The sequence below is a fragment of the Halorubrum sp. B53 genome, from assembly GCF_059752395.1.
This window is the reverse complement of sequence record NZ_MWTH01000005.1, coordinates 222022-247802: the sequence shown is the minus strand read 5'-3', so window position 1 is coordinate 247802 and position 25781 is coordinate 222022. Positions and strand designations below refer to the sequence as shown.

Genomic DNA, 25781 nt, shown 5'->3' with positions numbered 1-25781 from the left:
GCGCGGTGCAGAGAACCCCGGTCGAACGCGGTGTGGTCGACGCCGAAACCTCGGCCGACATGTCGCGTCTGTCGCGGTGGCCGTCTCGAATCCCGCGGCGCTCCCGCCTGAGACCGACCAACGAGTTTCGGAGAGCCACGAGCGGAATCGACGGGGCTCGCTCGGTGTCGTGACGTTCGCTCCTCTCCGTTACAACTCCTATTAAAATATCCAGTCTACAAGCCGATCCCCCCACATTAGCACAAAACGCTCTTCCGTACCTGTGAATGTCACACAGTTGCGATGCCGAACGACGACCGCACGACGACCGAGGAATCGCCGATCGGAACGCGCACCCGGGTCCCGCCGACGGAGTCGACCGGGGGATCAGACGCGGAGCCGATCCGAATCGGAACGCGGGCGCCGTGACGGCGACCCGTCCACGCGCCGCGAGCGCCGCCGCAATTTTTCCGCCGACGAGACCCTCACCGCGGAGCGGTCGCCAACCCCCTCTCATTCGTCGACGGCGACGCCGGTGACCTCGAAGCGGGCGCCGCCGTCGGCGCTTTCGGTGACGCGGACCTCCCAGCCGTGGGCGGCGGCGACCTCGCGGACGATGTTGAGCCCGAAGCCGGTGCCGTCTCGGTCGGTCGTGTACCCCACCTCGAAGACGCGGTCGCGTTCCGCCTCGGGGATCCCCGGGCCGTCGTCGGCCACGTAAAATCCGGTCGGGAGGCTGGTGTCGGCGCGCGTCGCGGTGTACATCGGAGTCACGGCGCCGACGGTGACGGTGACGTCGTCGCCGGGGTCCGCCCGGCTGCCCGTGGAACCGTGTTCCACGCTGTTGCCGATAAGGTTCTCGAGGAGCTGTTTCAGCCGGCTCGGGTCGGCCAGCACCCGCCGGTCGCTCTCGACGACCAGCGTCGCGTCGCCGGTGGCGACGGTCGCCCAGCACTCCTCGACTGTTTCGCGGAGCCCGACCGACTCCAGCTCGCGCGGTTTCTCCCCCTGCTTGGCGAGGGTGAGCAGGTCGGCGATCAGCTCGAAGGTGCGGTCGACCGCGGCCGCCGCCACGTCGAGGTGCTCGCCCTCGGGGTCGTCCCGGGCCATCCGCAGCCGGCCCTGCGCGACGTTGAGCGGGCTCCGGAGGTCGTGTGAGACGCCGCTCACGAAGCGGTCGAGCCGCTCGCGCTGGCGGTCCACCTCGACCGCGGCGCGGCGCGACTCGACCGCGTTGGCGACCCGGTTGGCGAGCAGCCGAGAGGCCGGGTCGCCCTCGGCGACCCGAACGACGTCGGTGACGTCCGCCGCGAGCGCCTCGGCGACGACCGCCGAGGGGTCCGCGACCCGATCCTCGTCGATCACGAGGAGGCGCGGGACCGGTTCCGGCGCCTCGGCGGCGTCGACGAGGAAACCGAGCCCGTCGCCGTCCGCGAAGTCGACCGCGGCGACGACGCAGTCGAACCGGTCGGTCGAACGCAGCGTCGCCGCGGCGTCGGGGTCCCGGACGGTCTCGACGACGAACCGGTCGTCGCGGCGTTCGATCGACGCCGCCGCGGGCGTCGACGAGTCCGCCCCGTCGGCGTCGGCGACCGCGAGGAGGACGTGGATCGGGTCGTCGGATGGCTCCATGGGGGACGCGTTGCCGGACCGAGAGTCCCACCGATGATAAAGATTCGTGAGGTGGGGGTGAGAAGGAAGGAGACGTCCGCCGAGGGCGACCACGGGGAGTCATGACGGGGGCGGCCGAAGGACGACGCGAATGTCGTTCGACCCCGAGCGCGTCCGAACGGTGACGTTCGACTCGTACAGCACCCTCGTCGACGTCGAGGCGGCCGAGGCCGCGCTGGCCGACCGCGTCGCGGACCCCGAGCCGGTGTCGCGGCTCTGGCGCTCGCGGTCGCTGGCGTACACGTTCGTCGCGAACGCCGTCGACGCCTACCAGCCGTTCTACGAGATGAACCGGGACGCGCTGACGTACGCCCTGCGGGCGCACGGCGTCGACCTCTCGGCGGCGGAGCGCGACGAGATCCTCGCGGTGTATCACGAGCTGGAGGTGTTCGACGACGTCCGGTCTGGGATCGAGCGCCTCCGAGAGGGCGGCTACGAGCCGTACGTGCTCTCGAACGGGAACCCCGAGATGCTCGAGTCGATGGTGGCCCACGCCGACATCGGCGACCTCGTCGAGGACGCGATCAGCGCCGACGAGGTGGAGACGTTCAAGCCGGCCGCCGAGCTGTACCGCCACGGCGCCGCCCGGACGGGGACGCCGATCAGCGAGATCGTCCACGTCACCGCCGGCTGGTTCGACGTGATGGGCGCCGCGCACGCCGGGATGCAGGCGGTCCGACTCGACCGGAAGAAGACCCCCTGGGAGCCGTTCGGCGGCGAGCCGGACGACACGATCGAGTCGATCCACGAACTCGCTGACGCGCTGGGGGTCTGAGTCGCGATGCCCGAACGCGACGCAGCCACGAGAGAGGCGACCCGTTCCCCGGCCGATGCGCTGCCGGACCTCTCGGGGCGCGTCGCCGTCGTCACGGGCGGCAGTCGCGGGATCGGGCGGGCGATCGCGCTCGGGCTGGCGGCCGCCGGCGCGACGGTCGTCCCGGCGGCGCGGACGGCGGCGGAGGTCGAGGCGGTCGCCGCCGAGGCCCGCGATCTGGGCGTCGAGGCGCGGGGGATCGCCGCGGACGTGACGGACGACGGCGACGTGGACGCGCTCGTCGACGAGACCGTCTCGGCGTTCGGCTCGCTCGACGTGCTCGTCAACAACGCGGGGTTCAACCCCGACTGCGCGCTCGGCAACCCCGCCGAAATCGAGGACGAGGCGGTCGACGACGTGCTCGACGTGAACCTCCGGGGCGCGTTCCGGACGCTCCGCGCGGCCGGCCCGTATTTAAAAGACGCCGGCGGGAGCGTCGTCAACGTCGCCAGCGTCGCCGGCGAGGTCGGCCTGCCGAGGCAACACCCGTACGTCGCCTCGAAGCACGGGCTCGTCGGGCTCACGAAGAGCGCGGCGATCGACTGGGCCCCGGAGGTGCGGGTGAACGCGGTCGCGCCGGGGTACGTCGCGACCGACCTCACCGAAACGCTCCGGAAGGACGAGCGGCTCCGACGGTCGATCCTCGACCGGACCCCGCTGGACCGCTTCGCCGACCCGACTGAGATCGCCGGACCGGTCGCGTTCCTCGCCAGCGACGCCGCGAGCTTCGTCACGGGCGAGACGCTAGCGGCCGACGGCGGCTGGACGGCGCGGTGAGGGGGAGCGAGCGAAGCCTCACGCCGACGCCGGCCGAGCGAAGCCTCACGCCGACGACGATCGGTCGTCGAGCGCGATGTCGAGCGGGTCTTCGATCTCGCCGACGACCGCCTCCAGCGCGTCCGTCGCCGTGACCAGTCCGACGACGCGCCCGTCGTCGACGACGAGCGCGAGCTCCTGGTTGGCGTCCTGAAACCGGTCGACTGCGTCGCTGATGTGCGCCTCGGGTCCGAGCGTCATCGGCGGGGCGGCCAGGTCCTCGAACGCGGCCGCGCCCTCGCGGAGCGCGTCGACCCGCTCGACGACGGACGGGACGTAGACGATCCCGAGGAAGTCCTCCGGGTCGGCGAGCTCGCCGTCGACCAGCGGGAACCGCGTGTGCGGGCTGCCGCCGATCCGGTCGAGGTTCTCCGCCGCGTCCGCCGTCGTCGAGAGGAAGACGACCTCCTCGCGGGGCGTCATGACCGTGTCGACCGTGATCTCGCCGATCGTGAGGGCGTTGAGGACCTCCTCGCGGCGCTCCGCGGTGAGGTCGCTGCGGGAGAGGAGCGAGCCGAGCCGGTTGCGCAGGTCCGCGCGCGACTCGACCCGGTCGGTCTCCGTCTCGAGCCACGCCCCCGTCATCTCGATATCGAAGCGGCGGAGCGTCCATTTGGCGACCCCGTCGCCGATGACGATGACCGGGTACAGCAGCTTCGCGAACCAGTAGAGCGGCGTCGCGCCGTACCGGGCGACGAACTTCGTGCGCTCGACGCCGAGGTAGGTGGGGGTCTGCTCGCCGTGCGTCAGGTGGAGCAGGTTGATGATCACGAAGGCGACGACCGCGCCGGCGCCGACCGACGCGAGGACCGTGTTCGCGAACAGCGGCTCGAGGAGCTCGCGGAGCGCCGGTTCCGCGACGATCCCGACCGCGATGCTGGTCGCCGAGATCCCCACCTGACAGCTCGTGAGGTAGATCTCCAAGTCCTGCGTCATCTCCCACGCGCGCCGGAGCCCGGGTGCGTCGAACTCCGACTCCGAGAACTGGCGGACGCGGGTCAGGGCGAACTCGATCGCGACGAAGAACCCGTTCGCCAGGATGAGCAGGACCCCGGCCGTCAGGCGGAGGGCGACTTCGATGCCGTTCATACGGAAGGGTGGTCGCGTCGGGGTCAAATAGATGGCCACGATGCCCGCGCGGTCGGAGCGGAGACCCCCGCAGTGGAGATCGGTCGTCCGTCGCGTGCGAGGGGAGAAGCGATATCCACGGGTATATCACCGGGGCGACCGATCTGCCGCCGTGAACCGCCCTCCAACGGAGATCACTCGACGACGAGCGCTGCGGGCGATCGGCGGCGTCGGCACCGCCGCCGCCCTCTCGGGGTGTCTCTCGCCGATCTCGCGGTCGGACCGCTGTCCGGGCTCGGACGAGGGGACCCTCGATCTGGACGACGCGACCGCGACCGGCGTCTCGAACGAGTTCAGCACGCCGCTCGACGGACTGCCGCACGCGACGCGAGTCACCGTCGCGGCCGCGCTGGAGACGGAGCCCGGCGACGCGACTGCCCGCGGCTACTACCGCCCCGACCCGCGGACGGAGTACGTCGTCGCGGGTCCCGGAGCGGGCTACTACCGCCTCCGGGTGACGGAGCGCGACCGAGTGCGGACGACCGGTTACGAGTACGCGGTCGAAATCGATATCGACGACTCCGCGCTCCCCGACCGCGGAGCGGTCCGCTCAGTCGCGGAGATACCCGCTCACGACCGCGACTCACTTCGCGGCGCGATCGGGAATCCGGGGCTCCTTCACGCGCCGCACTACACGTCGTTCTCGGTCGTGTTCGCGTACGAAGATGCCGACGCGCGGGACCGGTCGGTGTTTATCCCGGGCAGAGACACGCGCTATCTGGAGTGGGACGGGGTACCGCTCAGGTTGACCTTCGAGGAGCGACGGACGGTGACGATCGCGAGCGCGACCGTCAACACCGAACGCGTCGCGACGTCACCGGACGGGTTCAGGGAACACGTCGGCGAGCGGCGCGGCGTCGTTCTCGACTCGCTTCCGCCCGAGCAACGGGACGTCGTGAACCGAGCGATTGACGGAACGTACGCCGAGTGTGAACCCTACTCGGAGCCGTTCGGCGACCTCCGGGACCGACTCTCGACGCGGGACGGCGGGGCCGCGCCGCTCGTTCGGTACGACGGCGACTGGTACTTCTGTCAGCTGTCCTGACCGCGAGTCGGAACGGGCGTCGCTGTCGTTCGAAGGCTCGCGACAGCAACAGTGGGCTCGGGCGGGTTCGAACCGGAATCAGACGTGCTCGCTCACTGCGTTCGCTGCGCGCGACTGATAGGACTCGACCCCCTTCGAACAACCACAGCGGCGCGGCTCACGGAGTGTTCGCGGCGCCGGTAGTGGGCTCGGGCGGGTTCGAACCGCCGATCTCAGCCTTGTAAAGGCCGCGTCATAACCAGCTAGACCACGAGCCCTCACCCGTTTAAACAGGGTCGGAGCGGAAAACGGTTTCTTTCTCCGGCGCAACGATCACCCGTGAATCGCCGTCTCGTCGGGGTCGCCGCCGGCCTCGCGCTGCTCGCCCTCGTCGCGATCGTCGCCGCCGCGGCGAACCCGGCCCTCCTGATCACGGGGTACGAGACGACGACCGTCGAGGCCGTCGACGGGGAGACCGGCGAGTCGCTCGCGACCGTCGAGGCGCGCGTCGCCGACGGGCTTATAAAACGGTACGTCGGGCTCTCGGCGACCGAGGAACTGGCAGAGGGCGAGGGGATGCTGTTCGTCCACGGCGAGAGCGACGACCACGCCTACGTGATGCGAGAGATGGCGTTCGCGCTGGACATCGTCTTCGTCGCGCCGAACGGGACGGTCACGGAGATCCACGAGGCGGAGCCGGAGTCGGCCCCGTACACTCGATACCGCGGCACCGGCCGGTACGTCCTCGAAGTGCCGCGGGGGTGGAGCGAGCGCCACGGCGTCGAGCCGGGCGACCGGATCCGCATCGACCGAGAGTGAGACGGGGGCAGGAGGCCGCCGCCGCCCCGGCGACGAAACCGATTTCCCCCTCGCAGGCGTCGTCCCGAGCATGACCGGCCTCCCCGCACGGATCGCGTGGAACCTCCGCCACCGCTGGCGGCGGGTGTTCGCGCTCCTCGTCGTGGGCGGCGGCGTCGCCGCCCCGCTCGTCACCGGGCTCTGGTGGACCCTCCCGCTGGTCTGGTTCTTCGGGCTGTTCGTCGCCCTCCCCGTGCTCCACACGCTGACGCGACCCCTCCCCGACCGGGACGACGGCGGCGACCAGCGGGAGGCCGACCCGGCGCTGGAGGCGCTCCGCGAGCGCTACGCTCGCGGCGAGATCGACGAGCGGGAGTTCGAGCGACGGCTCGACCGCCTGCTGGAGACCGAGGACGCCGAGACCGTCGACCGGGGCGACGACGTCGCCGACCGGGTCCGCGAGGGGGTCCGGCGCGAGGTCGAACGGATCCGCGAGTGACCGACCGACCGCGGCGCGAGCGACGACCCAGAGGGGCCCGTTCGCGGGCGCGACCGACACCGTTTTGCGAGCCGACGCCGAGCGGGTCGGACGTGTCCCGATCGACCGACCGCCGGCCGACGCGCGCCGCCACAGAGCGGCCGCGGGGTGAGTGAGTTGTTCCTCGACGCTCTCCGGTACCCGTTCGCGGACCGGACGCGGCTGAACGGCACCGCGACGTGTCTCGCCGCGCTCCTGTTCGGCGGCGCGCTGCTCCGACTCGCCGCGACGCTCTGGCCCGACTGGGCGCTGCTGGCGCCGCTCCTGCTCGCCGTCGTTCCGCTCGGGGCATTCCTCGGGCTCGTCGGCGGCGTGCTCGCGGGAGCGGGGTTCCCGCCCGTCGCGACGGAGACCACGGCGCGGCTCGCCGGGCGGCTGTTCGGCGTCGCCGCCGTCTACCTCTCGCCGGCGGTCGTCACCGTCGTCGGCGTCGGCTACGTCGTCGCGAGCGGCACGGTCCCCGGCGCGCTGAGCGGCGTGGGGCTCGCCGCGCTCTCGACCGCCGCGCTGCTCGTCACGGTCGCCTGCGCGTACCTCTTCCCGTCGGCGGCCGCCGCGAGCGTCAGCGAGGGGCTCCGCGCCGGCCTTCGACGAGACGCCCTCCGCGGGACGGCCTCGAGCTCGTACTTCCTCGCGTGGGTCGGCGCGACCGTCCTCGTCGTCGTCGCGTGGACCGCGCTCGCGGCGACGGCCACGCGGAGCGTCGCCGCGCTCCTCGCGCTCGCGTGGAGCGCGTACGCCCACGTCGCCGCCGCGGCGCTGCTGGCGGAGGGGGTCGACCGGACCAAGTACTGGTGACCGGCGGGACGAGCGAGCTTTAAAAGGGACGGCGACGACGCCCGGCCGCGATCAGCCGAGGTCCCCGGTCAGCCGAGGTCGATCTGGTCGGCCGCGTCCTCCATCGAGCGGTTGTGGAGCGCCTCGCCCGTGGCGCGATCGAAGAGGTGTATCGCGTCCTCCGGGATCCGCGCGATCACCGAGTCGCCCTCGCTGACCCGGTTGAACCCGTCGATCGTCGCGACGAGCGTCGCCGCGCTCTCGGGGTCCGCGTCGGGGTCGAAGTGGAGGTACACCGTGTTCTCGTCGCCCATCGGCTCGACGACGTCCACGGTCGTTTCGAACTCGTGGTCGCCGGCGGCGTCGACGAGCTCGACCGCTTCGGGGCGGATCCCGAGGATGAGGTCGGTCGCGTCGCCGAGGTCCGATTGGATCCCCTCGTCGATCGGGTACTCGAAGACATCGCCGACGAGGCGGTCGCCCTCAAGCGTCACGTCGAAGAAGTTCATCGACGGCTCGCCGAGGAAGCTCGCGACGAACCGGTTGGCCGGCTCGTGGTAACACTCCAGCGGCGTCGCGACCTGCTGGAGCTCGCCGCCGTCGAGAATGGCGATCCGGTCGCCCATCGTCATCGCCTCCGTCTGGTCGTGGGTGACGTACACCGTCGTCACGCCGAGGTCGTTCTGGAGCCGCTGGAGCTCGGTGCGCATCTCCGCGCGGAGCTTCGCGTCGAGGTTGCTGAGCGGCTCGTCCATCAGGAACACCTCGGGGTCGCGGACGATGGCGCGGCCGAGGGCGACGCGCTGCTGTTGGCCCCCGGAGAGGTCGCTCGGCTTCCGGTCGAGCAGGTTCGAGATGCCGAGCATCTCGCCCGTCTCCGAGACCATGCGATTGATCTCGTCGTCCGGGAGATCCGTCGACTCCTCGAGGCCGAACGACATGTTCTGCCGGACGCTCATATGCGGGTAGAGCGCGTACGACTGGAACACCATCGCGATGTCCCGGTTCTGCGACTTCACGTCGTTGACGACGCGGTCGTCGATGCTGAGCGTACCGGCGGTGATCGTCTCTAAGCCGGCGATCATCCGGAGCGTCGTGGACTTCCCGCAGCCTGACGGACCGACGACGACGAGGAACTCGCCGTCGTCGATCGACAGCGACACGTCGTCGACCGCGACGATCTCCTCGTCTCCGTCCTGGAACGTCTTCGTTATCGAGTCGAGTTCAAGCGTTGCCATATCTGTGAGTTGTGGTCGGTGTCGTGTGGTCGGTCGTGCGCCGCGCCGCGTCGCGTTCCGGACGCGCTCGTCCCGAACGCGCTCGTTCGGGACCGCGCTCGTCGCCGGACGGGATCGGCGTGCGGGTCACGCCGCCACCCCCTCAGCGAACTCCTCGCCGAACAGGATGTACACCGCCAGCGTCGGCAGCGCCGCGAAGAACGCCCCGGCCATCCGGAGCGCGAAGTCCTGTCCCTCCATCGAGGTCCCGAGACCCGCGAGGATCAACACGACTGGCGCCGCAGGGCTCGATTCCGTCGAGACGAGCACCAGCGTGAACAGGAGGTCGTTCCAGATCTGCGTGAACTGGTAGATGAGGACGACGGCGAACATCGGCCCCGAGAGCGGGAGGACGATCCGCCGGTACACCCGGCGGAGCGTCGCCCCGTCGAGGCGGGCCGACTCGATCATCTCGTCGCTCATCGTCTTGTAGTACGTCCGGAACAGGAGCGTACAGATGGGGATCCCGTAGGCGACGTGGGTGATCACCAGCTCGACGATGCCGGCGTAGTCGTTGTTGATCCCGAGCGCCCAGACGAACGACAGCAGCTGGTCGAGCTGCACCCACTGCGACCAGAACTGGGTCAGGGGAACCAGCACGGCCTGGTACGGGATGAAGATCCCGGCGATGATGAGCATGAGCACCAGCGCCTTGTACGACTTCTTCCAGGTCGGAATCGTCAGGCCGTACGCCGTGATGCTGCCGACGGACGCCGAGATCACCGTCGCGGGCACGGCGTACAGCAGGCTGTTCCCCATCCCGCGCAACAGGGCGTCGATCGCGGTCTGCCACTTCTCGAACGTGAACCCGGACGGTCCCGGCGGAGCGAACGGCGCCGTCTCGATGATCGCCGTGCCGGTCTTGAACGAGGTGACCAGCCCGGACTCGATCGGGACGAGGTAGAACGCCGCCGCGAACAGCAGGACGACGTACAGGCCGGCGTCCCCGGCCGTCATCTGATCGAGGGTCCGGCGCAGCCGCGCTGTCGTCGTCGTCGTCGCGCCACCGTCGGTTCGAGGTTCTGCGTCGCTCATAGGTTGTCCCTCCGGTATTCGTACACGAGGTAGGGGCCGATGACGCTGAGCGCCATCGCGAACAGGACGATGGCGATCGCCGACCCGTACGCCCAGTTGAGGTTCGCGTACGCCTCACGCACCATCTTCGTCGCCAGGATGTCGGCCCCGTTCGGCGGCCGGTACCCACCGACCAGCGAGTAGAGGAAGTCGAAGGCCTTCATGCCGAACACCATCAGCACCACGGCGGCGCTGATGGTCGCGCCCTTCAGCTGGGGAATGATCACGCGCCAGTACATCTTCAGCGTCGACGCGCCGTCGACTTTGGCCGCCTCGTAGTGCTCGGTCGGAATCGCGCGGAGCCCGGCGAGGTAGACGACCATCGCGTACCCCGAGAACTGCCACATCAGCGCGAAGATGATCGCGTAGAGGACGATGTCCTGGTTGCCGAGCCAGCTCACCGGCCCGAAGCCGAACGTCCCGATGACGTTGTTGGCGATCCCGTTGTTGTAGTTGTAGATCCACAGCCAGAACTGGGCCGTCACGACGAACGAGAGGCTCATCGGAAGGAGGTAGATCGTCCGGAACGTGTTCTCGAACCGGATCCCCCTGTCGATCAGGATCGCCAAGATGAGTCCGATCGCGAGCGTCCCCGCCGTGAACAGGATCAGCAGGATGAGCGTGTTGACCGCGGCGTCGATGAAGCCGGAGTCCGCGAGCGCCCGGGTGTACATCTCGAAGTCGAGGTTCGAGTAGTCCGGCGCGTTCTCGAAGCGCTCGTAGTCGGTCAGCGATATGAGGAGGTTCCAGATGACCGCACCGTAGACGAACAGTCCCATCAGCAGGAACGGCGGGAGCCAGAAGACGGACGACTCGATGAAGTCGACGCCGAAGCGACGGTCCAGCCTCTCCTTGAGACGGGTCGTCACGTCCCGGTCCGGTTCGGCCGGGTCGGCGGCGGGGCCGTCACTCACGACGCCGCCGTCGGCGCGGACCTCGTCGTCGTCCTCCGAGGCGGGCCTGATCGTCCGGTACAAATGACGGTAAAAATCGAGCATCGCGTGGAGCTCAGTTCGACACCGCGTCCAGGAAGCCCGTCGTCGCGGCGTCGACGTTGTACGGGCCGGTGAACTCCGAGGAGATGACCTCGTTGAGTTGGGTCATCGTCTCGGAGGGGACGCCGAGCCCGTGCTGGAGGTTCGGCGGCCGGTACTCCGCGTTCGCGAAGTCCTCGGCCGTCTCCTGGAGGTACGGACCGAACTCCTCCATGCTGACGTCGGTCCGGGTCGGGATCGAGCCCTTGTACTGGTTGAACGCGATCTGGGCCTCCGGACTGCCGACGAACGCCTCCCAGGTCTTCGAGGCCTCGGGCGTCGGGTTGTTCGACGGGTAGAGGAACGAGTCGAAGTGAAGCGTGTACATCCCCTCAGTCCCGGGGAACGTCTTGAAGCCCCAGTCGTCGCCGTACTCGAAGTCCTCGGCGTTCCGGAACGCGCCCGCCGCCCAGTTGCCCTGGTGGATGAAGGCGGCGTTGCCGTTGATGATGTTCTGGTTCGATTCGGTCAGGCCGATCGAGGACGCGTCGTCGCTGATGTGGTTCTCCAGCATCTCCGCGGTCCGCTCGAACGCGGCGCGGACGGCGCTCTCGTCGCCCTCACCGTTGAGGAAGTCCATGTACGGCTGGTAGCCGTTCTCGCCGAGCATCACGGCGCCCCACAGCTGCGTCGTCGTCCACGTGCCGGACATCCCGTGGGTCATCGGGATGGCGTCGGTCTCGCTGGCGACCGTCTCGAAGGCGTCGATGAGCGCCGAGGGGCTGTTCAGCGAGTCGACGTCGATGCCGGCGTCCTCGACGACCGAGACGTTGTAGAAGAGGCAGTTCAGTCGGTGAGAGCCGAGCGGCACGGCCCGGTAGCTGCCGTCCTGCTGGTGGAGGTCGATCGCCTCGTCGACCATCGCGTCCTCGAACCCGTTCTCCTCCCACACGTCGTCGACGCTACCGAGGACTCCCTGGTAGCGGAGGAGGTTCGGGCCGGGCCAGCCGGCGAACGCCCCCGGCGGATCGTCGCTCTGGAGCCGGTTCGCGACGACCGCGTCGAGGTTCTGGTTGCCGCCGCCGCCGATGGGGTTCATGTCGAGGCCGACGTCGGGGTGGGCCTCGTTGAACGCCTCTTCCAGCGCCTCGGCCGCCGCGGCGCCGTCGCCGCCGGTCCAGCCGTGGAGCACTTCGACCGGGTCGCCGGAGCCGCCGTCGCTCCCGTCGCTCCCGTCGCTTCCGTCGCTCCCGTCGCTGCCATCACTGCCGTCGCTCCCGTCGCCGCCGCCGGAACAGCCGGCGATCCCCACGGTCGCGAGGGTACCTGCGCCGGCCACGTAGTGGCGGCGGGTGAGTCGGTCCTCCGAATCAGCGCGGTTGTCACGTGACATGTATCCCCGGATTTGGGTGCCCCATACTTAACGATTGATGTTCATTTACTCAAAATATTATTAAAAAACAGGAACGGTAGCAGAGCAACCTAAACTACCTCTACCGTTCTTAAAATCTGTTATCTCGATCACTCGGTCAGCAACTGCGACCGACTTCTGAACGTCTAGAGTGGGGTCGATCGTAATGAATTGTCGCTGAGCGTCTCGAATGCGTCCCCGACCGCCGGGGCGACCCGACCCGGTTCGGCGCATCGACCGACCGATTCTTGAGCGCGCGTCCCGGACGGACACGGCATGGACGGACCGCTGTGGATCGACGCGCACGCTCCCGCGCTCGACGAGATCAGACAGGACGAGGCCCGCGAGCGGCTGGAGCGCGCGGTCGACGAGCCGATGAACCTCGTCGTGCAGGGACCGCCGGGGGTCGGGAAGACGGCGGCGACGCGGGCGCTGACCCGCGCCGCCCACGAGAACCCCGACAGCGACCTGATCGAGATCAACGTCGCCGACTTCTTCGGCCGGACGAAAAAGGAGATCCGGACCGACCCCCGCTTCGAGGGGTTCCTGCAGGGGCGGAGCCGGATGGCGAAACGCGACATGATAAACCGGGTGCTGAAGGAGTCGGCGTCGTACGCGCCGATGTCGGGCGAGTACAAGACGGTCCTCCTCGACAACGCCGAGTCGATCCGCGAGGACTTCCAGCAGGCGCTCCGGCGCGTGATGGAGCAGCACCACCGCACCACGCAGTTCGTGATCGCCACCCGACAGCCGTCGAAGCTCATCGCGCCGATTCGGTCGCGCTGCTTCCCGGTGCGGGTGCGCGCGCCGACGACCGACGAGACGATCGACGTCCTCGAAACGATCTGCGAGCGCGAGGGCGTCGACTACGACGGGGACGGCCTGGAGTTCGTCGCCAGCGCGGCCGGCGGCGACCTCCGCGAGGCGATCCTCTCCGCGCAGGCGACCGCGGTCGAGGGCGGCGAGATCACCATGTCGACCGCCTACGAGACGCTCGGCGAGGTCGGCGACGACGACGCGATCCGCGAGGCGCTCGCCGACGCCCGCGCCGGCGACCTGGCGGACGCGCGGTCGGCCCTCGACGACCTGCTCGACGAGGGGGGGTACGACGGCGGGGAGCTCCTCCGGGAGGTCCTGCGGGTCGCCCGCGCCGGCTCCGAGTACGGCGGCGACGACCTCGCGCGGCTCCACGTGCTCGCCGGCGAGGCCGACCTCGACCTCACCGACGGCCTCGACGACCGGATCCACCTCACCCACCTGCTCGCCGCGTGGGCGGCCGGTCGCACCGAGCTCCGACCCGACCTCCGGGAGCCGGTGGAGGCCTGACGATGGCCCGGAATCCGCCGCTCGCGCGCGTCCTCCCGTTCCCCGTCGTCGACGAGGCGTGGCGGCTCGCGCTCGCGCCCGCCCTCCTCGGGGCCGCGACGCTCCCCCTCCTCCCGCCGGTCGGCGCCGGGCTGCTCGCGCTCGCGTTCGGGGTCCTCTGGTTCCACCGCGACCCCGACCGGGACACCCCGGACGCCGAGGGGGTCGTCGTCGCGCCCGCAGACGGCACCGTCTCGGTCGTGCGCGAGGAGGGGAGCCGCCTGCGAGTGGGCGTGTTCATGAACGTCACCGACGTCCACGTGAACCGCGCGCCGATCGCGGGCGAGGTCCGGGAAGTCCGGCACCGCCCCGGCGCGAACCGGCCCGCGTTCAGCAAGGAGTCCGACCGCAACGAGCAGGTCGCGATCGACTTCGGCGAGTACGAGCTGCTGGTCATCGCCGGCTGGTTCGCCCGTCGGATCCACCCCAGCGTGGAGCCCGGGGACGCCGTCGAGCGCGGCGAGCGCGTCGGCCACGTCTCGTTCGGCTCCCGCGCCGACGTAATCTGCCCCGCCGACATCGACGAGGACGACCTCCTCGTGCGCGAGGGCGACGCCGTCCGCGCGGGCGAGACGATCATCGCCGAGCGGGACTGACCGTCATCGCCGGACTCGACCGGGGCCCGCCGCCGGAGGGAGCCGACCCTCGCGCGGCCATAGGGTTTTGTGTGCCGCCTCCGAGACGAGACGTGTATGCCCGAAGAAACGATCCACGAGTCGAAGCAGTCGCGAAGCCGACAGGCGCTGGCGACCTACTTCCGGCGCATCGCGCGAGCGCTCGGCCGCGGCGAGCCGGTTCCGATCGACGACGCCGGGACGGTGACGGTCGATCCCGCCGCCGAGTCCAATATCGAGGTCGAACTCGAACGCGCGGACGGCACCGTCCACTTCGAGGTGGAGATGGAGTTCGACGACGAGGAGGGCGCGGTCGACGTCGACGCCGCCGCGAGCAAGGGGACCTTCGAGCTGTACGCCGACAGCGCCGAGCAGTGGCGCTGGCGGCTCGTCCACGACAACGGGAACATCATCGCCGACGGCAGCGAGGGGTACGCCGACAAGCGCGACGCGAAGTCGGGGATCGAGAGCGTCCAGCGAAACGCGCCGGGCGCGCACGTGATCGACGTCGACCGCGACGAGGAAGCGCCGGAGGAGGGCGGGAGCGACGCCGTCTTCGAGCTGTTCAGGGACAAGGGCGACAAGTACCGCTGGCGGCTCCGCCACGGCAACGGGAACATCATCGCCGACGGCGGGCAGGGGTACGCCTCCAAACAGAAGGCGAAACAGGGACTCAACAGCGTGAAGTCGAACGCGCCGGGCGCCGCGGTCGAAGAGCTCGACGGCGACGAACCGGCCGAGGGCGGCGAGGAGTAACCCGGCGATGGTCCCCGACGACTCCTCCCCCACCGGCGACGCGCGGAGCGACGACGACGCCCAGAGCGACGACGACACCCGGAGCGACGCCAACGACGCGCGGACCCGACGCGATACAGACGACGGCATCGCCACGGATCGAGACGGCCCGAACGCCGGCTCGGACGGGCTCCTCTCCCCCGGTGACGACGCGCCCGCGGAGGCCGCCGACCTCCTCCTCTACGGCGTGCTGGGCGGGGTCGTCGGCTCGGTGCTGTCGTTCGTCCCCTTCGCCACCGTCCTCGGCGGCGCGGCCGCCGGCTACCTCTGCGGCGGCACGTCCGCGGACGGGCTCAAGACGGGCGCGGTCGCGGGCCTCGTGATGACGCTGCCGTTCGTCGCGATGGTCGCCTTCATGCTCTTTCTGTTCGGGTTCGCCGGAGCGCCGGCCGAGTTCGGGATATTCGCCGTCCTCGTGGTCGGAATCGGCGCCGCCTACACCCTCGGCTCGGGCGTGATCGGCGGCTACCTCGGACACTACCTCCGCGGCCGGCTGTAGCGCGGCCGCGGACCGCACCGCTTATTCGACGCCCGTCGCTACCTCGGGTCGGACATGGACGCGCTCGACGCCAAGTACCCGTTCTTCGCGGCCGCCCGCGAGGCCGTCGCCGACGCCGCGGTGTCGCTCCCGGAGCTCGTCGCGGCCGACGCGCCGGCCGTCGAGCGCGGGCGCGAACGCGTCGAGCGCGCCCTGATGGACGGGACGGTCGAATCCGAGAGCGGGGCGTTCCCCGGGGAGTCCGCGTACGACGTGCAGGCGGAGCTACTGTCGTATCCCATCGCGCGGATCCTCGTCTCGCTGCTCGACTCCGAGCCCGCCATCGAGAAGTACGCCGCCGCGGAGGCCGCGACCGCGGTCGACCGGATCCGCGACGACCTCGCGACCGACGACGAGCTGCGGTCGGTGTCGACGCCGACGGTCGCCCTCGACGACGTGCTCGCCGAGTTCGACCTCGCCGACGCGGTGCGCCCGGAGCCGTCGGGGAGCAGATCGGGGGCAGGCGGAGCGGCCGGAACGGGGACGCCCGGCGCCGGGTCCCCCGGCCGCGACCCCGCCCACTACTGGATCGACGCGGGACCGTACCTCCGGCTCACGTCGCCCTCGTGGGGGCCCTCGTGGCGGCTCGTCAACCGCGCGCTCGCCGACGGCGCGGTGCGCGTCTCCCGCGAGGAGCTGCTGGACGCGCTGGAGGCCGCGGTGGAAGAGCGGGTGCGCGAGGGGCTCCCGTTCGAGCTGGCCGCCGGCGAGGGGATCGCCGCGGAGCTGGAGGACGGGGTCGCCGACCTCAAGCGCCTCCTCTCCGAGCGGAGCTACACCGGGCCGGTCGACGTCGTCGCCCCCGAGCTGTTCCCGCCGTGCATGACGAACCTGATCGAGAAGGCCGAGCGCGACGCCGACCTCTCGCCGCCGGAGTCGTTCGCGCTGATGGCGTTCCTCGTCGGGATCGGGATGACGCCGGACGAGGTGGTGACGTTCTGCGCCGACACGAGCCTCGACGCGGAGGGGATCCGCTACCAGACGGAGTATTTAAAAGACGACCGCGGCACGCAGTACCCGCCGCCCACCTGCGAGACGCTGGCGAACTACGGGATCTGTCACAACGAGGAGGACCACATGCAGGTGGCCGCCGACCCCCTCGCGTACTACGAGAAGCGGGTCGCGGCCGCCGACGAGATCATCGACTGGCGGGACCGCGAAGGCGGAGGAGAAGAGGTGAAAGGGGCGGAAGCGGGCGAGACCGCGGAATCGGGCGAAACGAAATAAAAGCGCCGCCGGCCTACTCGTCGTCCTTCGCGCGGATGAGATACGCTCCGACGAGCGCCATCAGCAGAACGAATCCGGTCAGCAGTCCGATGAGCGCGATCGCGCCGGACTCGGGGAGCCCGGACGACCCGCCGAACGTGACCCCGATCCCGACCAGCCCGGCGACGAAGACGGCGGCCGCCAGCAGCGAGACCGTGATCTGCCGACGGAGCTCCGCGTCGATTTCCATGCCCGCGAGTTCCCGTCGCCGCTTAAAAAGGACTTCGATGAGGGCGGCCGGAGGTCGGTCCCGCCGGTGATCGAACCCGGTCGTCGCCGACGGCGACTCCCGAATATCTCGGGTCTGACTCCCTTCGGCGGCGAATTTAACCGTTCACGGGACCTATCTCGACGCGAAGCGAGGGCCCCCCTCGCGGTCAGCCATGACGCACCCCCGAAACCCGCCCGCGTCGGCAGCCCCCGAACCGGACGTCGCCCGAGCCGCGCCGCCGGCGGAGCGAGCCTCGGAGCGACGCGACTCGCCCGCGGTCGACGACGCCGACCGCTCTCCGGACGCCGACACCGACGATCGGTCGGCGCGCGCCACCGCGGAGGAGATGACGGTGCGCCCCCTCCGCGACCGGCGGTACGTCGTCGAGACCGACGGCGGTACCTACGTGGTCGCGCTCGACGCCGGCACCTGTACCTGTCCCGACCACGCGATCCGCGGCTCCCGGTGTAAGCACCTCCGACGCGTCGCCATCGAGGTGACCGAAGGGTCGGTCCCGGCCCCGGACGAGCGCGTGGGCGCCTGCGCGGTCTGCGGCGCGGAGACGTTCGTCCCGCTCGACGATCCGGGGGCGCACCTCTGTGCGCGCCACGACTTCGAGCCGGGCGACGTCGTCCGCGACCGCGAGACCGACGAGCGCGTCGTCGTCGTGGCGGTCACGACCGAGCGGGCCGACGCCTACCGGACCGAGGAGGACCGGACCGTCGACGAGTACGCCACGAACGCCGCGTACGGCGCCCACGAGCCCGTCGTCGAGGCCGTGTACGCCGACGCGGTCCGCCCGGGGCGCGGCGTGGCGGACTGCGAGCGGTACGCCTTCCCCGCTTCGCGGCTCGTCCGTCCGCGACGGGAGTGAGCCGAGGTCGACGACGGCGGCGGAGCGACGACGGCGAGCGCCGGAACTCGTCCGCCCGCGGCGGTGGCACCCGGTCAGCCGGCGAGATGGCTGATGTCCCGCCGCAGCGTGTACCCCCTCGGGACGCCGACGGCGCCGAGACACGCCTCGCACAGCGCCCGCTCGTAGTCGCGGTTCGTCTCCTTCTCGAGCAGCGAGACGTCTCCGATGGGAAACACCGACTCGCAGCGGTCGCACTCGACCTTGTCGCCGTCGACGATATTCATTTGACGGCCGAGGCTTCCGGCGATCGGTACATAAAGTCGCGCCCGGCGTTATCACTCGAGATAGCGAGTTCCGATAAAATGTCGGGTCGGTCGGAACGACGGTCGGGGTCGCGGTGAGCGGCCGGCGTTAGCCGAACAGCTCGCCGAGGCCCTCGCCGCCGTCGCCCTCGTCCTCGTCGTCGTCGGCCTCGTCGGCCGCTTCCTCGGCCTCGTCGGCCTCGTCGTCGCTCTCGTCCGCCTCGTCGGCCTCCGCAGCGTCCGCGGAGCCGCCGGACGCGGCGCCGGCGGCGGGGGCCGCGGCGGCCGTCTCGATGGCGTCCTCGATGTCGACGTCCTCCAGCGCGGCGACGAGCGCCTTGACGCGGGATTCCTCGACGTCGACGCCGGCGGCGTCCAGCACGCCGGTGACGTTTTCTTCGTTGATCTCTTCGCCAGTCTCGTTCAGGATGAGCGCAGCGTAAACGTATTCCATTGGTGTGTCCTCGTAGTGTTAGCCGAACATCGCGCCGAGACCCTCGCCGCCGTCGTCGCCGTCGTCCTCGTCGGCGTCGTCGTCGGTCGTCTCGACGTCGTCCGTCTCGTCGTCTTCCTCCGCCTGTTCCTCCTCGTCGGCGTCGTCCGCCTCCGGAGCCGGGTCAGGGGCCGCCTCGACCCCCTGCAGCTCCTCGGGGAGCGCCTCCTCGTCGTCGATCTGGGCCGCGAGCGCGCGGAGCTGGGCGTCGGCCTTCCCGATGAGGTCGGGCACGACGTCCGGGCTCTCGATCTCGGCGAACAGCCCGACGGACTTCGCCTCGCCGGACGCCTTCGCGAGAAGGCTGCCGACCGTGGCGGCCGTCGGGTACTCGGCGTTGATCGAGAGGTTGCGCGCGGCGGCCGCGGCGGACCGGATGTCCGCCGCGTACTCGTCGACGTCGATGGCGAGCTCGTCCGGCTCGAACAGGACGCCCTCCGAGTAGACGCCCTTGAGGTCGAGCCCGACTTCCTTCGGCTCGATGCCGAGCTCGACCAGGACGTTCGCGAGGTCCTCGTCGACGACCTCGCCCTCCTCGAGGACCGTGGAGTCCTCGGTGACCATGATCGAGCCGTCCTGGATGCGCGCGGCCGCGCCGATGGTCTGGAGCTCGCCCACGAACGGTCCCGGGTCGACGCCGGTGTCACCCTCGGGGATGACGATGTCGTTGGGGGCGACCTCGCCCGCGTTGATCGGGGCGGGGGTCTTCGAGGCTTCCAGCTGCTTGAAGAGGCCGAACGGGTTGTCGTTCGTGCCGATGAGCGCGACCTGACCCGAAACGTACTGGGTCAGCTCCTCGACGCCGTCGTCGACCTCTTCGAGGGCGCGAGTGGTGAGCGTGTTGCGGCTCACGCGGACGTCGGCCGAGCCGTGCAGCTCGCGGCGCATGGCCTGGAGCTGTCGGCTCGGGATGCCGCCGACGCCGACGACCCCGACGGAGTTGAACGAGTCGATGAAGTCGACGAGCTCGTCGACTTCCTCGCGCTTCCACTGCGGGATCGTCTCGGTCTTGCGGACCGAGCTCATACGGGCACCTCCTTGGCGGGACCCATCGTGGTCTTCACGTAGATCCCGTCGATGTTGAGCGGCCCCTTCTCGAGGCTCGCTTCGAGCCGCCGGATGATGACGTCGATGTTGTCCGAGATCGCGTCGGGGCCCATGTCTTCGGCGCCGACGCGGGTGTGGAACGTGCGCCGGTCGCGGGACCGGAGCTGCACGGTGTTTTTCATCCGGTTGACGGTCTCGACGACGTCGTCGTCCGGCTGTAGTGGGGTAGGCATCTTCCCGCGCGGACCGAGGACGGTACCGAGGTACCGACCGATGTCCTGCATCAGGCTGGCCTCTGCGACGAAGAAGTCGGTTTCGCCGGCCAGATCCTTTGCGCGGTCGTCGTCGTCTCCGAGGTCCTCGAGGTCGTCGCTGTCAAGCACTTCGTCAGCGACTTCCTGAGCGCGGACGGCGGTTTCGCCCTCCGCGAAGACGACGATCTGTGTCTCCTGCCCCGTTCCAGCCGGCAGCACGACGGACTCGTCGATGCGGTTCGACGGATCGTTGAGGTCGAGGTCTCGCAGGTTGATCGCGATGTCCACGGTCTCGCGGAAGTTCCGCTCGGGCGCATCGTCGAGTGCGAGAGTTACGGCCTCTTGTATTGTGTCTGCCATTTTCACCTCCGTAGTACGCAGGTCGCTCCTACGGGTCAGTGAAACAGGCGAAGCCTGTCTCACCGGAGAGTGGTCCATCGGAGGTTTAAAAGCGTCGAACCGCCCGTCCCCGTGTGAACCGGCGACAGGGCTCGTGCGGGCGGTCGAGAGGTAGTGGGTCGGAGGCGTGTCGGGAGCGGAAGCGACCCTCCGCGGTCCCCGATTTCGACGCGCGTCGAACTCCGAAACGTCGGATAGGGGAACCCTTTTGATGCCGCTCGCCGACCCACGAGGTAATGACTCAGGGTGGTCCGGCGTGACGATGGACGACCGTATCGAGGACCTCCGGGAGCGCCGCGATCGGGCGGCGCTGGGAGGCGGTGAGGACCGGATCGAGTCCCAACACGAGAAGGGGAAGATGACCGCGCGCGAGCGGATCGACTACTTCCTCGACGACGGGACGTTCCACGAGTTCGATCGGTTCCGCACCCACCGGACCCACAAGTTCGGGATGGAGGAGAAGCAGATCCCGGGCGACGGCGTCGTCACGGGCTACGGCGAGGTGAACGGCCGGAAGACGTTCGTCTTCGCGCACGACTTCACCGTCTTCGGCGGCTCGCTCGGCGAGGTGTTCGCCGAGAAGGTGTGCAAGGTGATGGACAAGGCGATGGACGTCGGCGCGCCCGTCGTCGGCCTCAACGACTCCGCCGGCGCCCGGATTCAGGAAGGGGTCGCCTCGCTCGGCGGCTTCGCGGAGATCTTCCGGCGCAACACGGAGGCGTCCGGCGTGATCCCCCAGATCTCGGCGATCATGGGCCCGTGCGCCGGCGGCGCGGTGTACTCGCCCGCCATCACGGACTTCACGTTCATGGTGAAAGACACCTCGCACATGTTCATCACCGGCCCGGACGTCATCGAGACGGTGACGGGCGAGGAGGTGAGCTTCGAGGAGCTCGGCGGCGCCGTCACCCACACGTCGACCTCGGGCGTCGCCCACTTCGCCGAGGAGAGCGAGGAGGACGCCTTAGACGACATCGCGCGGCTGCTCTCGTATCTCCCCGCCAACAACGTCGAAGACCCGCCCCGCGTCGAGCCGTGGGACGACCCCGAGCGCGCCGACGAGGAGCTGGCCGACATCGTCCCTGACGCGCCCCGGAAGCCGTACGACATGAAGGAGGTGATCGGCAGCGTCGTCGACGAGGGCTCCTTCTTCGAGGTCCAAGAGAACTTCGCGAAGAACGTCGTCGTCGGCTTCGCGCGGCTCGACGGCCACTCAATCGGGATCGTCGCCAACAACCCCCGCGTGAACGCCGGCACCCTCGACATCGAGTCGAGCCAGAAGGGCGCGCGCTTCGTCCGCTTCTGCGACGCGTTCAACATCCCCATCCTCACCTTCGAGGACGTGCCCGGGTTCATGCCCGGCACCGACCAAGAGCACAACGGGATCATCCGCCACGGCGCGAAGCTGCTGTACGCCTTCTCGGAGGCGACGGTCCCGCTGCTCACCGTGATCACCCGGAAGGCGTACGGCGGCGCCTACTGCGTGATGTCGTCGAAGCACATCGGCGGCGACGTCAACTACGCGTGGCCGACAGCGGAGATCGCGGTGATGGGGCCGAAGGGGGCCGTCAACGTCCTCTACCGCGAGGAGCTGGCGGCGGCCGACGACCCCGACGCACGCAGGCAGGAGCTCATCGACGAGTACCGCGAGGAGTTCGCGAACCCGTACAGCGCCGCCGACCGGGGCTTCGTCGACGACGTGATCGAGCCCGCCGAGACGCGCGCGCGGCTGATCGACGACCTCCAGATGCTGAAGGGGAAGCGCTCGGACCAGCCCGAGAAGAAACACGGCAACATCCCGATCTGATGGCGGCCGACACCCCCGACCCGGACGGCGACACCTCCGACCCGGACGCCGGATCGACCGACCCGGAGAGCGATCCGCGCGGCCCGACGGTCGCCGCCGTCCTCGACGGGCTGGCGATTCCCGACGACGCCGACGACGCGGAGGCCGCCGCCATCGCCGCCGCGGTCGCGGCGCACCTCCGCGACGGGGAGCTGGCCGCGGCGGCCGCCGCGGCCGAGGACGCGGACGAGGGCTGGGACGGCGAGCGGTGGTCGTTCGCCGGGCGGGTCGACCGGCTCACCAATCGGTCGGTCCGCGTTCCGGAGAACGCGCCGACCGACCCGTGGACCGCGGCCGGCCGCGCCGACCGCTTCTGAGGCGACGGCGCCTCCGACGAGGATGGCGTTTTCGGCCGAGCGACGCTCGGGACGGAGCCGCCGCTCGGTCGTTTCGAGCACCGGCCCCCGGACGCGAGAGCGTCCGAGCGCGTGCATTCCCCCGGCGAGCGCCCGAGCGGGCCTCGCCACGCGAACCCTTCACAGGGTGCGTTCGGAGATACGTTCGGCAGCTTATATATCTGTGGTCACGCCTCGGGCGGCTCCTCGACGCCCTCCTCTGTCGCGGCCTCCGCGGTCGAGCCGCCGAGGAGGCGGTTGATGACGATGGGAACGACGCCGGCGAGGAGGACGAGGAGCCCGATCCGGATCAGGATCGAGGCGTCCGTCAGCAGCGTCGCGGCGAGGTACGCGGCCGCGGCGACCAGCGTCGACGGCAGCACGTAGGGGTTTCCGGGCGAGAGCATGGGCGGAACTGGCGTCCGGGATCCCCTTAATCGTCTCGGGCGCGAGGACGGACGGCGGGATCGCGGATCGCTCGGTCGTCGTCGCGGACCGATAGAATGAGGTGGGTTATGGTGGAATGAAGGTGCAGGAATGTTCGACAAGGTTCTCGTCGCGAACCGCGGGGAGATCGCGGTTCGGGTGATGCGCGCCTGTGCGGAGCTGGGTGTCGACACCGTCGCCGTGTACAGCGACGCGGACAAACACGGCGGCCACGTTCGGTACGCGGACGAGGCGTACAACGTCGGTCCGGCCCGCGCCGCCGACTCGTACCTCGACGGCGAGGCGGTCGTCGAGGCCGCGCGCGCGGCCGACGCCGACGCGATCCATCCGGGCTACGGCTTCCTCGCCGAGAACGCCGACTTCGCGGCCCGCGTCGAGGCCGCCGACGGGATCACCTGGGTCGGCCCCGCCAGCGACGCGATGGAGCGGCTCGGGGAGAAGACCCACGCCCGCCGGGTGATGGACGACGCCGACGTCCCCATCGTCCCGGGGACGACCGAGCCCGTCACCGAGGTCGACGCAGTCACCGAGTTCGGCGACGAGCACGGCTACCCCGTCGCGATCAAGGCCGAGGGCGGCGGCGGCGGCCGCGGGATGAAGGTCGTCGAGAGCGCCGCTGAGGCCGAAGAGGCGCTCGAGTCGGCCAAGCGCGAGGGCGAGGCGTACTTCTCGAACGACTCCGTCTACCTCGAGCGCTACCTCGAGAACCCGCGCCACGTCGAGGTGCAGATCGTCGCGGACGCGGGCGAGGAGGGCGAGGGACCCGATGACGAGTCGGACGTCGTCCACCTCGGCGAGCGCGACTGCTCGCTCCAGCGCCGCCACCAGAAGGTGATCGAGGAGGGCCCCTCCCCCGCGCTCTCCGACGAACTGCGCGAGAAGATCGGTGCGGCCGCCCGCCGCGGCGTCGCCGCCGCCGACTACACCAACGCCGGCACCGTCGAGTTCCTCGTCGAGGAGGACCTCGACCGCGACCCGTCGGAGCCGCTCGGCCCCGACACGCCGTTCTACTTCCTCGAGGTCAACACGCGCATCCAGGTCGAACACACCGTCACCGAGGAGCTGACGGGGATCGATATCGTCAAAGAGCAGCTCCGGGTCGCCAGCGGCGAGGGGCTCTCGGTCTCGCAGGGCGACGTGGAGCTGGAGGGGCACGCCATCGAGTTCCGGATCAACGCCGAGAACGCGGCGAAGGAGTTCCAGCCCGCCAACGAGGGGCGGCTCGACACGTACGACCCGCCGGGCGGGATCGGCGTGCGCGTCGACGACGCGCTCCGGCAGGGCGACGAGCTGGTCACCGACTACGACTCGATGATCGCGAAGCTGATCGTGTGGGGCGGGGACCGCGAGGAGTGTCTCGCCCGGTCGAAGCGCGCGCTCGCGGAGTACGACCTGGAGGGCGTCGTCACCGTCGTCCCGTTCCACCGGCTCATGCTCGACGACGAGCGGTTCGTCGCGGGCACCCACACCACGAAGTACCTCGACGAGGAGCTCGACCGGGACCTGGTCGTCGAGGCCCAGGAGAAGTGGGGGACCGAGTCGGCGTCGAGCGACGACGGCGACGAGGAGGTGACCGAGCGCGAGTTCACCGTCGAGGTGAACGGGAAGCGCTTCGACGTGGAGTTAGAGGAGCGCGGCGCGCCCGCGATCCCGACGCCCGCGAGCGGCGGGTCGGGCGGTCGTCAGGAGCGGCCCCCACAGGCGAAAGACGACGACGGGGGCGACGACGGCGTCGACGTCGCCGAGGGCGGCGAGGCGATCGCGGCGGAGATGCAGGGGACGATCCTCTCGGTCGACGTCGATGAGGGCGACGAGGTGGCCGCGGGCGACGTGGTCTGCGTCCTCGAGGCGATGAAGATGGAGAACGACGTGGTCGCCGAGCGCGGCGGCACCGTCGCGAGCGTCCACGTCGGCGAGGGCGACAGCGTCGATATGGGCGACGTGCTGGTCGTGCTGGAGTAGGAGGGCGGCCTCCCCGAGCCGCGGTAATTTTTAAATCGGATCGAGTTCGCTGGCGCCGCTTGTGAGCAGATCAGCGGCTGAGTTCGAGAGGAAAGACTCACCCTCGGTAGGTTTCGACCTGTAGTTCTCCGACGGCATCGAAGTGGTCGTCGCCGACGACGAGCGGAACGCCGAGAGAGCGCGCAGTACCTGCGATGTAGATGTCACTCTTGTTGATCATCGCTCCGTCGGCCCGGAGTTCGACGTAGATTGCAGCGGCTTCCGCGGCCGTTTCGTTCGTGAACGGTACCGGCTCCACCCACTCGTATTTCGACGTCGCTTCCTCCCGCGTCATCTCCCGGGTGATCATCAATCCGCGGTAGAGCTCGGAGAGGACGATAGTCGACGCCCCGATCTCTTCGTCATCGTGCGCGGCCAAGTAGGAAATCGCGGCCTCGTCACCTCTGGCGTAGTCGACGAGAAACGAGGAATCGACGAGCCTCACGAGTTCCCCGAGAGCCCTTCGTCGACCTCGCCACCGAGTTCGTCGAGTGATTCGTCGGCGTCCTCGAGGCCGTTCTCGACCTCCGCTTCGAGGTCCGCGGCTTCATCGTCGGTGAGGAAGCCGGCGTTCGTCCGCCAGTCGGAGTCGAGTTCGCCGAGAACGCGATCGAGCGTCTCGCTGAAACTCTCGTCACCGCGTTTGTGAGCTTTCAGTCGCTCGTAGACGTCCTCTTTGATACCGATGTTCTTCGTTGCCATCGTCTGTTTGTGTATGGGTTTGTGTACAC

The 25781-nt window shown here is 69.7% G+C and carries 30 protein-coding genes and 1 tRNA gene; 16 read left to right on the top strand and 15 right to left on the bottom strand.

Translation table 11 applies throughout. The features are described 5' to 3' along the window. The first annotated feature begins 282 nt into the window (after window positions 1-282). Window positions 283-408, top strand: a complete 126-nt coding sequence (locus B4V06_RS04690; RefSeq protein ID WP_255212466.1) for a hypothetical protein — start codon at window positions 283-285, stop codon at window positions 406-408. Between the two features lie 84 nt (window positions 409-492). Here the strand turns inward: B4V06_RS04690 and B4V06_RS04685 are convergent, their stop codons facing one another. Continuing rightward, on the bottom strand, window positions 493-1611 hold the full coding sequence (locus tag B4V06_RS04685) for a sensor histidine kinase (protein ID WP_498167800.1): 1119 nt from the start codon (window positions 1609-1611) through the stop codon (window positions 493-495). Between the two features lie 130 nt (window positions 1612-1741). On the opposite strand from B4V06_RS04685, the gene B4V06_RS04680 reads away from it, so the two are divergent. Both B4V06_RS04680 and B4V06_RS04675 read left to right on the top strand, forming a co-directional pair. Then, on the top strand, window positions 1742-2425 hold the full coding sequence (locus B4V06_RS04680; RefSeq protein WP_498167797.1) for a haloacid dehalogenase type II: 684 nt from the start codon (window positions 1742-1744) through the stop codon (window positions 2423-2425). A 6-nt stretch (window positions 2426-2431) separates the two neighbouring features. Then, window positions 2432-3241 carry an SDR family NAD(P)-dependent oxidoreductase gene (locus B4V06_RS04675; protein ID WP_498167794.1) on the top strand — a complete coding sequence of 270 codons (810 nt, stop codon included), beginning with the start codon at window positions 2432-2434 and terminating at the stop codon, window positions 3239-3241. Between the two features lie 45 nt (window positions 3242-3286). Here B4V06_RS04675 and B4V06_RS04670 read toward each other — a convergent pair whose 3' ends face one another. Further along, on the bottom strand, window positions 3287-4369 hold the full coding sequence (locus B4V06_RS04670; protein ID WP_498167792.1) for a CNNM domain-containing protein: 1083 nt from the start codon (window positions 4367-4369) through the stop codon (window positions 3287-3289). 151 nt (window positions 4370-4520) lie between these two features. Here B4V06_RS04670 and B4V06_RS04665 point away from each other — a divergent pair, with 151 nt between their 5' ends. Next, window positions 4521-5453, top strand: coding sequence for a DUF7979 domain-containing protein (locus B4V06_RS04665; protein ID WP_498167790.1), 933 nt, complete (start codon window positions 4521-4523; stop codon window positions 5451-5453). 183 nt (window positions 5454-5636) lie between these two features. On the opposite strand, the gene B4V06_RS04660 is transcribed toward B4V06_RS04665, so the two are convergent. Beyond that, window positions 5637-5710, bottom strand: a tRNA-Val gene (locus tag B4V06_RS04660). A gap of 61 nt (window positions 5711-5771) precedes the next feature. On the opposite strand from B4V06_RS04660, the gene B4V06_RS04655 reads away from it, so the two are divergent. From B4V06_RS04655 to B4V06_RS04645, 3 genes are all read left to right on the top strand, one after another. After that, window positions 5772-6251 (top strand): DUF192 domain-containing protein, encoded by a 480-nt coding sequence (locus tag B4V06_RS04655; RefSeq protein ID WP_498167788.1) that lies wholly within the window; start codon window positions 5772-5774, stop codon window positions 6249-6251. A 70-nt stretch (window positions 6252-6321) separates the two neighbouring features. Beyond that, window positions 6322-6729, top strand: a complete 408-nt coding sequence (locus B4V06_RS04650) for an SHOCT domain-containing protein (RefSeq protein WP_498167785.1) — start codon at window positions 6322-6324, stop codon at window positions 6727-6729. 156 nt (window positions 6730-6885) lie between these two features. Further along, on the top strand, window positions 6886-7566 hold the full coding sequence (locus B4V06_RS04645; protein ID WP_123114885.1) for a hypothetical protein: 681 nt from the start codon (window positions 6886-6888) through the stop codon (window positions 7564-7566). A 68-nt stretch (window positions 7567-7634) separates the two neighbouring features. Here the strand turns inward: B4V06_RS04645 and B4V06_RS04640 are convergent, their stop codons facing one another. From B4V06_RS04640 to B4V06_RS04625, 4 genes are all read right to left on the bottom strand, one after another. Then, window positions 7635-8783, bottom strand: a complete 1149-nt coding sequence (locus B4V06_RS04640; RefSeq protein WP_498167784.1) for an ABC transporter ATP-binding protein — start codon at window positions 8781-8783, stop codon at window positions 7635-7637. A 126-nt stretch (window positions 8784-8909) separates the two neighbouring features. After that, entirely contained in the window at window positions 8910-9857 is a 948-nt protein-coding gene (locus B4V06_RS04635; RefSeq protein ID WP_123113382.1) for a carbohydrate ABC transporter permease, read from the bottom strand. Continuing rightward, complete coding sequence (locus B4V06_RS04630; protein WP_123113383.1) at window positions 9854-10873, bottom strand: carbohydrate ABC transporter permease; 1020 nt, start codon at window positions 10871-10873, stop codon at window positions 9854-9856. Before B4V06_RS04630 ends, B4V06_RS04635 begins: the two co-directional genes overlap by 4 nt. A gap of 31 nt (window positions 10874-10904) precedes the next feature. Next, entirely contained in the window at window positions 10905-12062 is a 1158-nt protein-coding gene (locus B4V06_RS04625) for an ABC transporter substrate-binding protein (protein WP_176329426.1), read from the bottom strand. A gap of 495 nt (window positions 12063-12557) precedes the next feature. Here B4V06_RS04625 and B4V06_RS04620 point away from each other — a divergent pair, with 495 nt between their 5' ends. The 5 genes from B4V06_RS04620 (at window position 12558) to B4V06_RS04600 (ending at window position 16820) form a co-directional block, all read left to right on the top strand. Beyond that, window positions 12558-13607: an AAA family ATPase gene (locus B4V06_RS04620; protein ID WP_498167780.1), complete on the top strand. Its 1050-nt coding sequence runs from the start codon at window positions 12558-12560 to the stop codon at window positions 13605-13607. A 2-nt stretch (window positions 13608-13609) separates the two neighbouring features. Beyond that, window positions 13610-14242, top strand: a complete 633-nt coding sequence (locus B4V06_RS04615; RefSeq protein ID WP_123113385.1) for a protein sorting system archaetidylserine decarboxylase — start codon at window positions 13610-13612, stop codon at window positions 14240-14242. Between the two features lie 96 nt (window positions 14243-14338). Next, window positions 14339-15016: an HVO_2922 family protein gene (locus B4V06_RS04610; RefSeq protein WP_498167778.1), complete on the top strand. Its 678-nt coding sequence runs from the start codon at window positions 14339-14341 to the stop codon at window positions 15014-15016. Window positions 15017-15023: 7 nt separating this feature from the next. Then, window positions 15024-15554 (top strand): DUF5518 domain-containing protein, encoded by a 531-nt coding sequence (locus tag B4V06_RS04605; protein WP_123113387.1) that lies wholly within the window; start codon window positions 15024-15026, stop codon window positions 15552-15554. Window positions 15555-15608: 54 nt separating this feature from the next. Continuing rightward, window positions 15609-16820: a DNA primase gene (locus B4V06_RS04600; RefSeq protein ID WP_498167775.1), complete on the top strand. Its 1212-nt coding sequence runs from the start codon at window positions 15609-15611 to the stop codon at window positions 16818-16820. 13 nt (window positions 16821-16833) lie between these two features. On the opposite strand, the gene B4V06_RS04595 is transcribed toward B4V06_RS04600, so the two are convergent. Beyond that, the gene (locus B4V06_RS04595; protein ID WP_123113389.1) at window positions 16834-17049 is read right to left on the bottom strand and encodes a DUF7472 family protein; all 216 of its coding nucleotides are present in this window, start codon (window positions 17047-17049) and stop codon (window positions 16834-16836) included. A 193-nt stretch (window positions 17050-17242) separates the two neighbouring features. On the opposite strand from B4V06_RS04595, the gene B4V06_RS04590 reads away from it, so the two are divergent. After that, a complete protein-coding gene (locus B4V06_RS04590; protein ID WP_498167772.1) occupies window positions 17243-17944 on the top strand; it encodes an SWIM zinc finger family protein in 702 nt (233 codons plus the stop codon). A 74-nt stretch (window positions 17945-18018) separates the two neighbouring features. Here the strand turns inward: B4V06_RS04590 and B4V06_RS04585 are convergent, their stop codons facing one another. From B4V06_RS04585 to B4V06_RS04570, 4 genes are all read right to left on the bottom strand, one after another. Beyond that, window positions 18019-18210: a hypothetical protein gene (locus B4V06_RS04585; RefSeq protein ID WP_123113390.1), complete on the bottom strand. Its 192-nt coding sequence runs from the start codon at window positions 18208-18210 to the stop codon at window positions 18019-18021. Window positions 18211-18337: 127 nt separating this feature from the next. Further along, on the bottom strand, window positions 18338-18682 hold the full coding sequence (gene rpl12p / locus B4V06_RS04580; RefSeq protein WP_123113391.1) for a 50S ribosomal protein P1: 345 nt from the start codon (window positions 18680-18682) through the stop codon (window positions 18338-18340). Window positions 18683-18700: 18 nt separating this feature from the next. Next, the gene (locus B4V06_RS04575) at window positions 18701-19747 is read right to left on the bottom strand and encodes a 50S ribosomal protein L10 (RefSeq protein WP_498167768.1); all 1047 of its coding nucleotides are present in this window, start codon (window positions 19745-19747) and stop codon (window positions 18701-18703) included. Then, complete coding sequence (locus B4V06_RS04570) at window positions 19744-20382, bottom strand: 50S ribosomal protein L1 (protein WP_123113393.1); 639 nt, start codon at window positions 20380-20382, stop codon at window positions 19744-19746. The genes B4V06_RS04575 and B4V06_RS04570 overlap by 4 nt, the downstream gene beginning before the upstream one ends. Window positions 20383-20683: 301 nt before the next feature. On the opposite strand from B4V06_RS04570, the gene B4V06_RS04565 reads away from it, so the two are divergent. Both B4V06_RS04565 and B4V06_RS04560 read left to right on the top strand, forming a co-directional pair. Then, complete coding sequence (locus tag B4V06_RS04565) at window positions 20684-22228, top strand: acyl-CoA carboxylase subunit beta (protein ID WP_123113394.1); 1545 nt, start codon at window positions 20684-20686, stop codon at window positions 22226-22228. Next, window positions 22228-22584, top strand: a complete 357-nt coding sequence (locus B4V06_RS04560; protein WP_123113395.1) for a DUF8022 family protein — start codon at window positions 22228-22230, stop codon at window positions 22582-22584. Before B4V06_RS04565 ends, B4V06_RS04560 begins: the two co-directional genes overlap by 1 nt. Window positions 22585-22790: 206 nt before the next feature. Here B4V06_RS04560 and B4V06_RS04555 read toward each other — a convergent pair whose 3' ends face one another. After that, window positions 22791-23009: a DUF7987 family protein gene (locus tag B4V06_RS04555; protein ID WP_123113396.1), complete on the bottom strand. Its 219-nt coding sequence runs from the start codon at window positions 23007-23009 to the stop codon at window positions 22791-22793. 130 nt (window positions 23010-23139) lie between these two features. Here B4V06_RS04555 and B4V06_RS04550 point away from each other — a divergent pair, with 130 nt between their 5' ends. Continuing rightward, window positions 23140-25011: an acetyl-CoA carboxylase biotin carboxylase subunit gene (locus B4V06_RS04550; RefSeq protein WP_498167763.1), complete on the top strand. Its 1872-nt coding sequence runs from the start codon at window positions 23140-23142 to the stop codon at window positions 25009-25011. 97 nt (window positions 25012-25108) lie between these two features. On the opposite strand, the gene B4V06_RS04545 is transcribed toward B4V06_RS04550, so the two are convergent. Continuing rightward, complete coding sequence (locus tag B4V06_RS04545) at window positions 25109-25495, bottom strand: PIN domain-containing protein (protein WP_158606070.1); 387 nt, start codon at window positions 25493-25495, stop codon at window positions 25109-25111. Then, entirely contained in the window at window positions 25492-25752 is a 261-nt protein-coding gene (locus B4V06_RS04540; protein WP_123113399.1) for an antitoxin VapB family protein, read from the bottom strand. Before B4V06_RS04540 ends, B4V06_RS04545 begins: the two co-directional genes overlap by 4 nt. Window positions 25753-25781 lie beyond the last annotated feature (29 nt).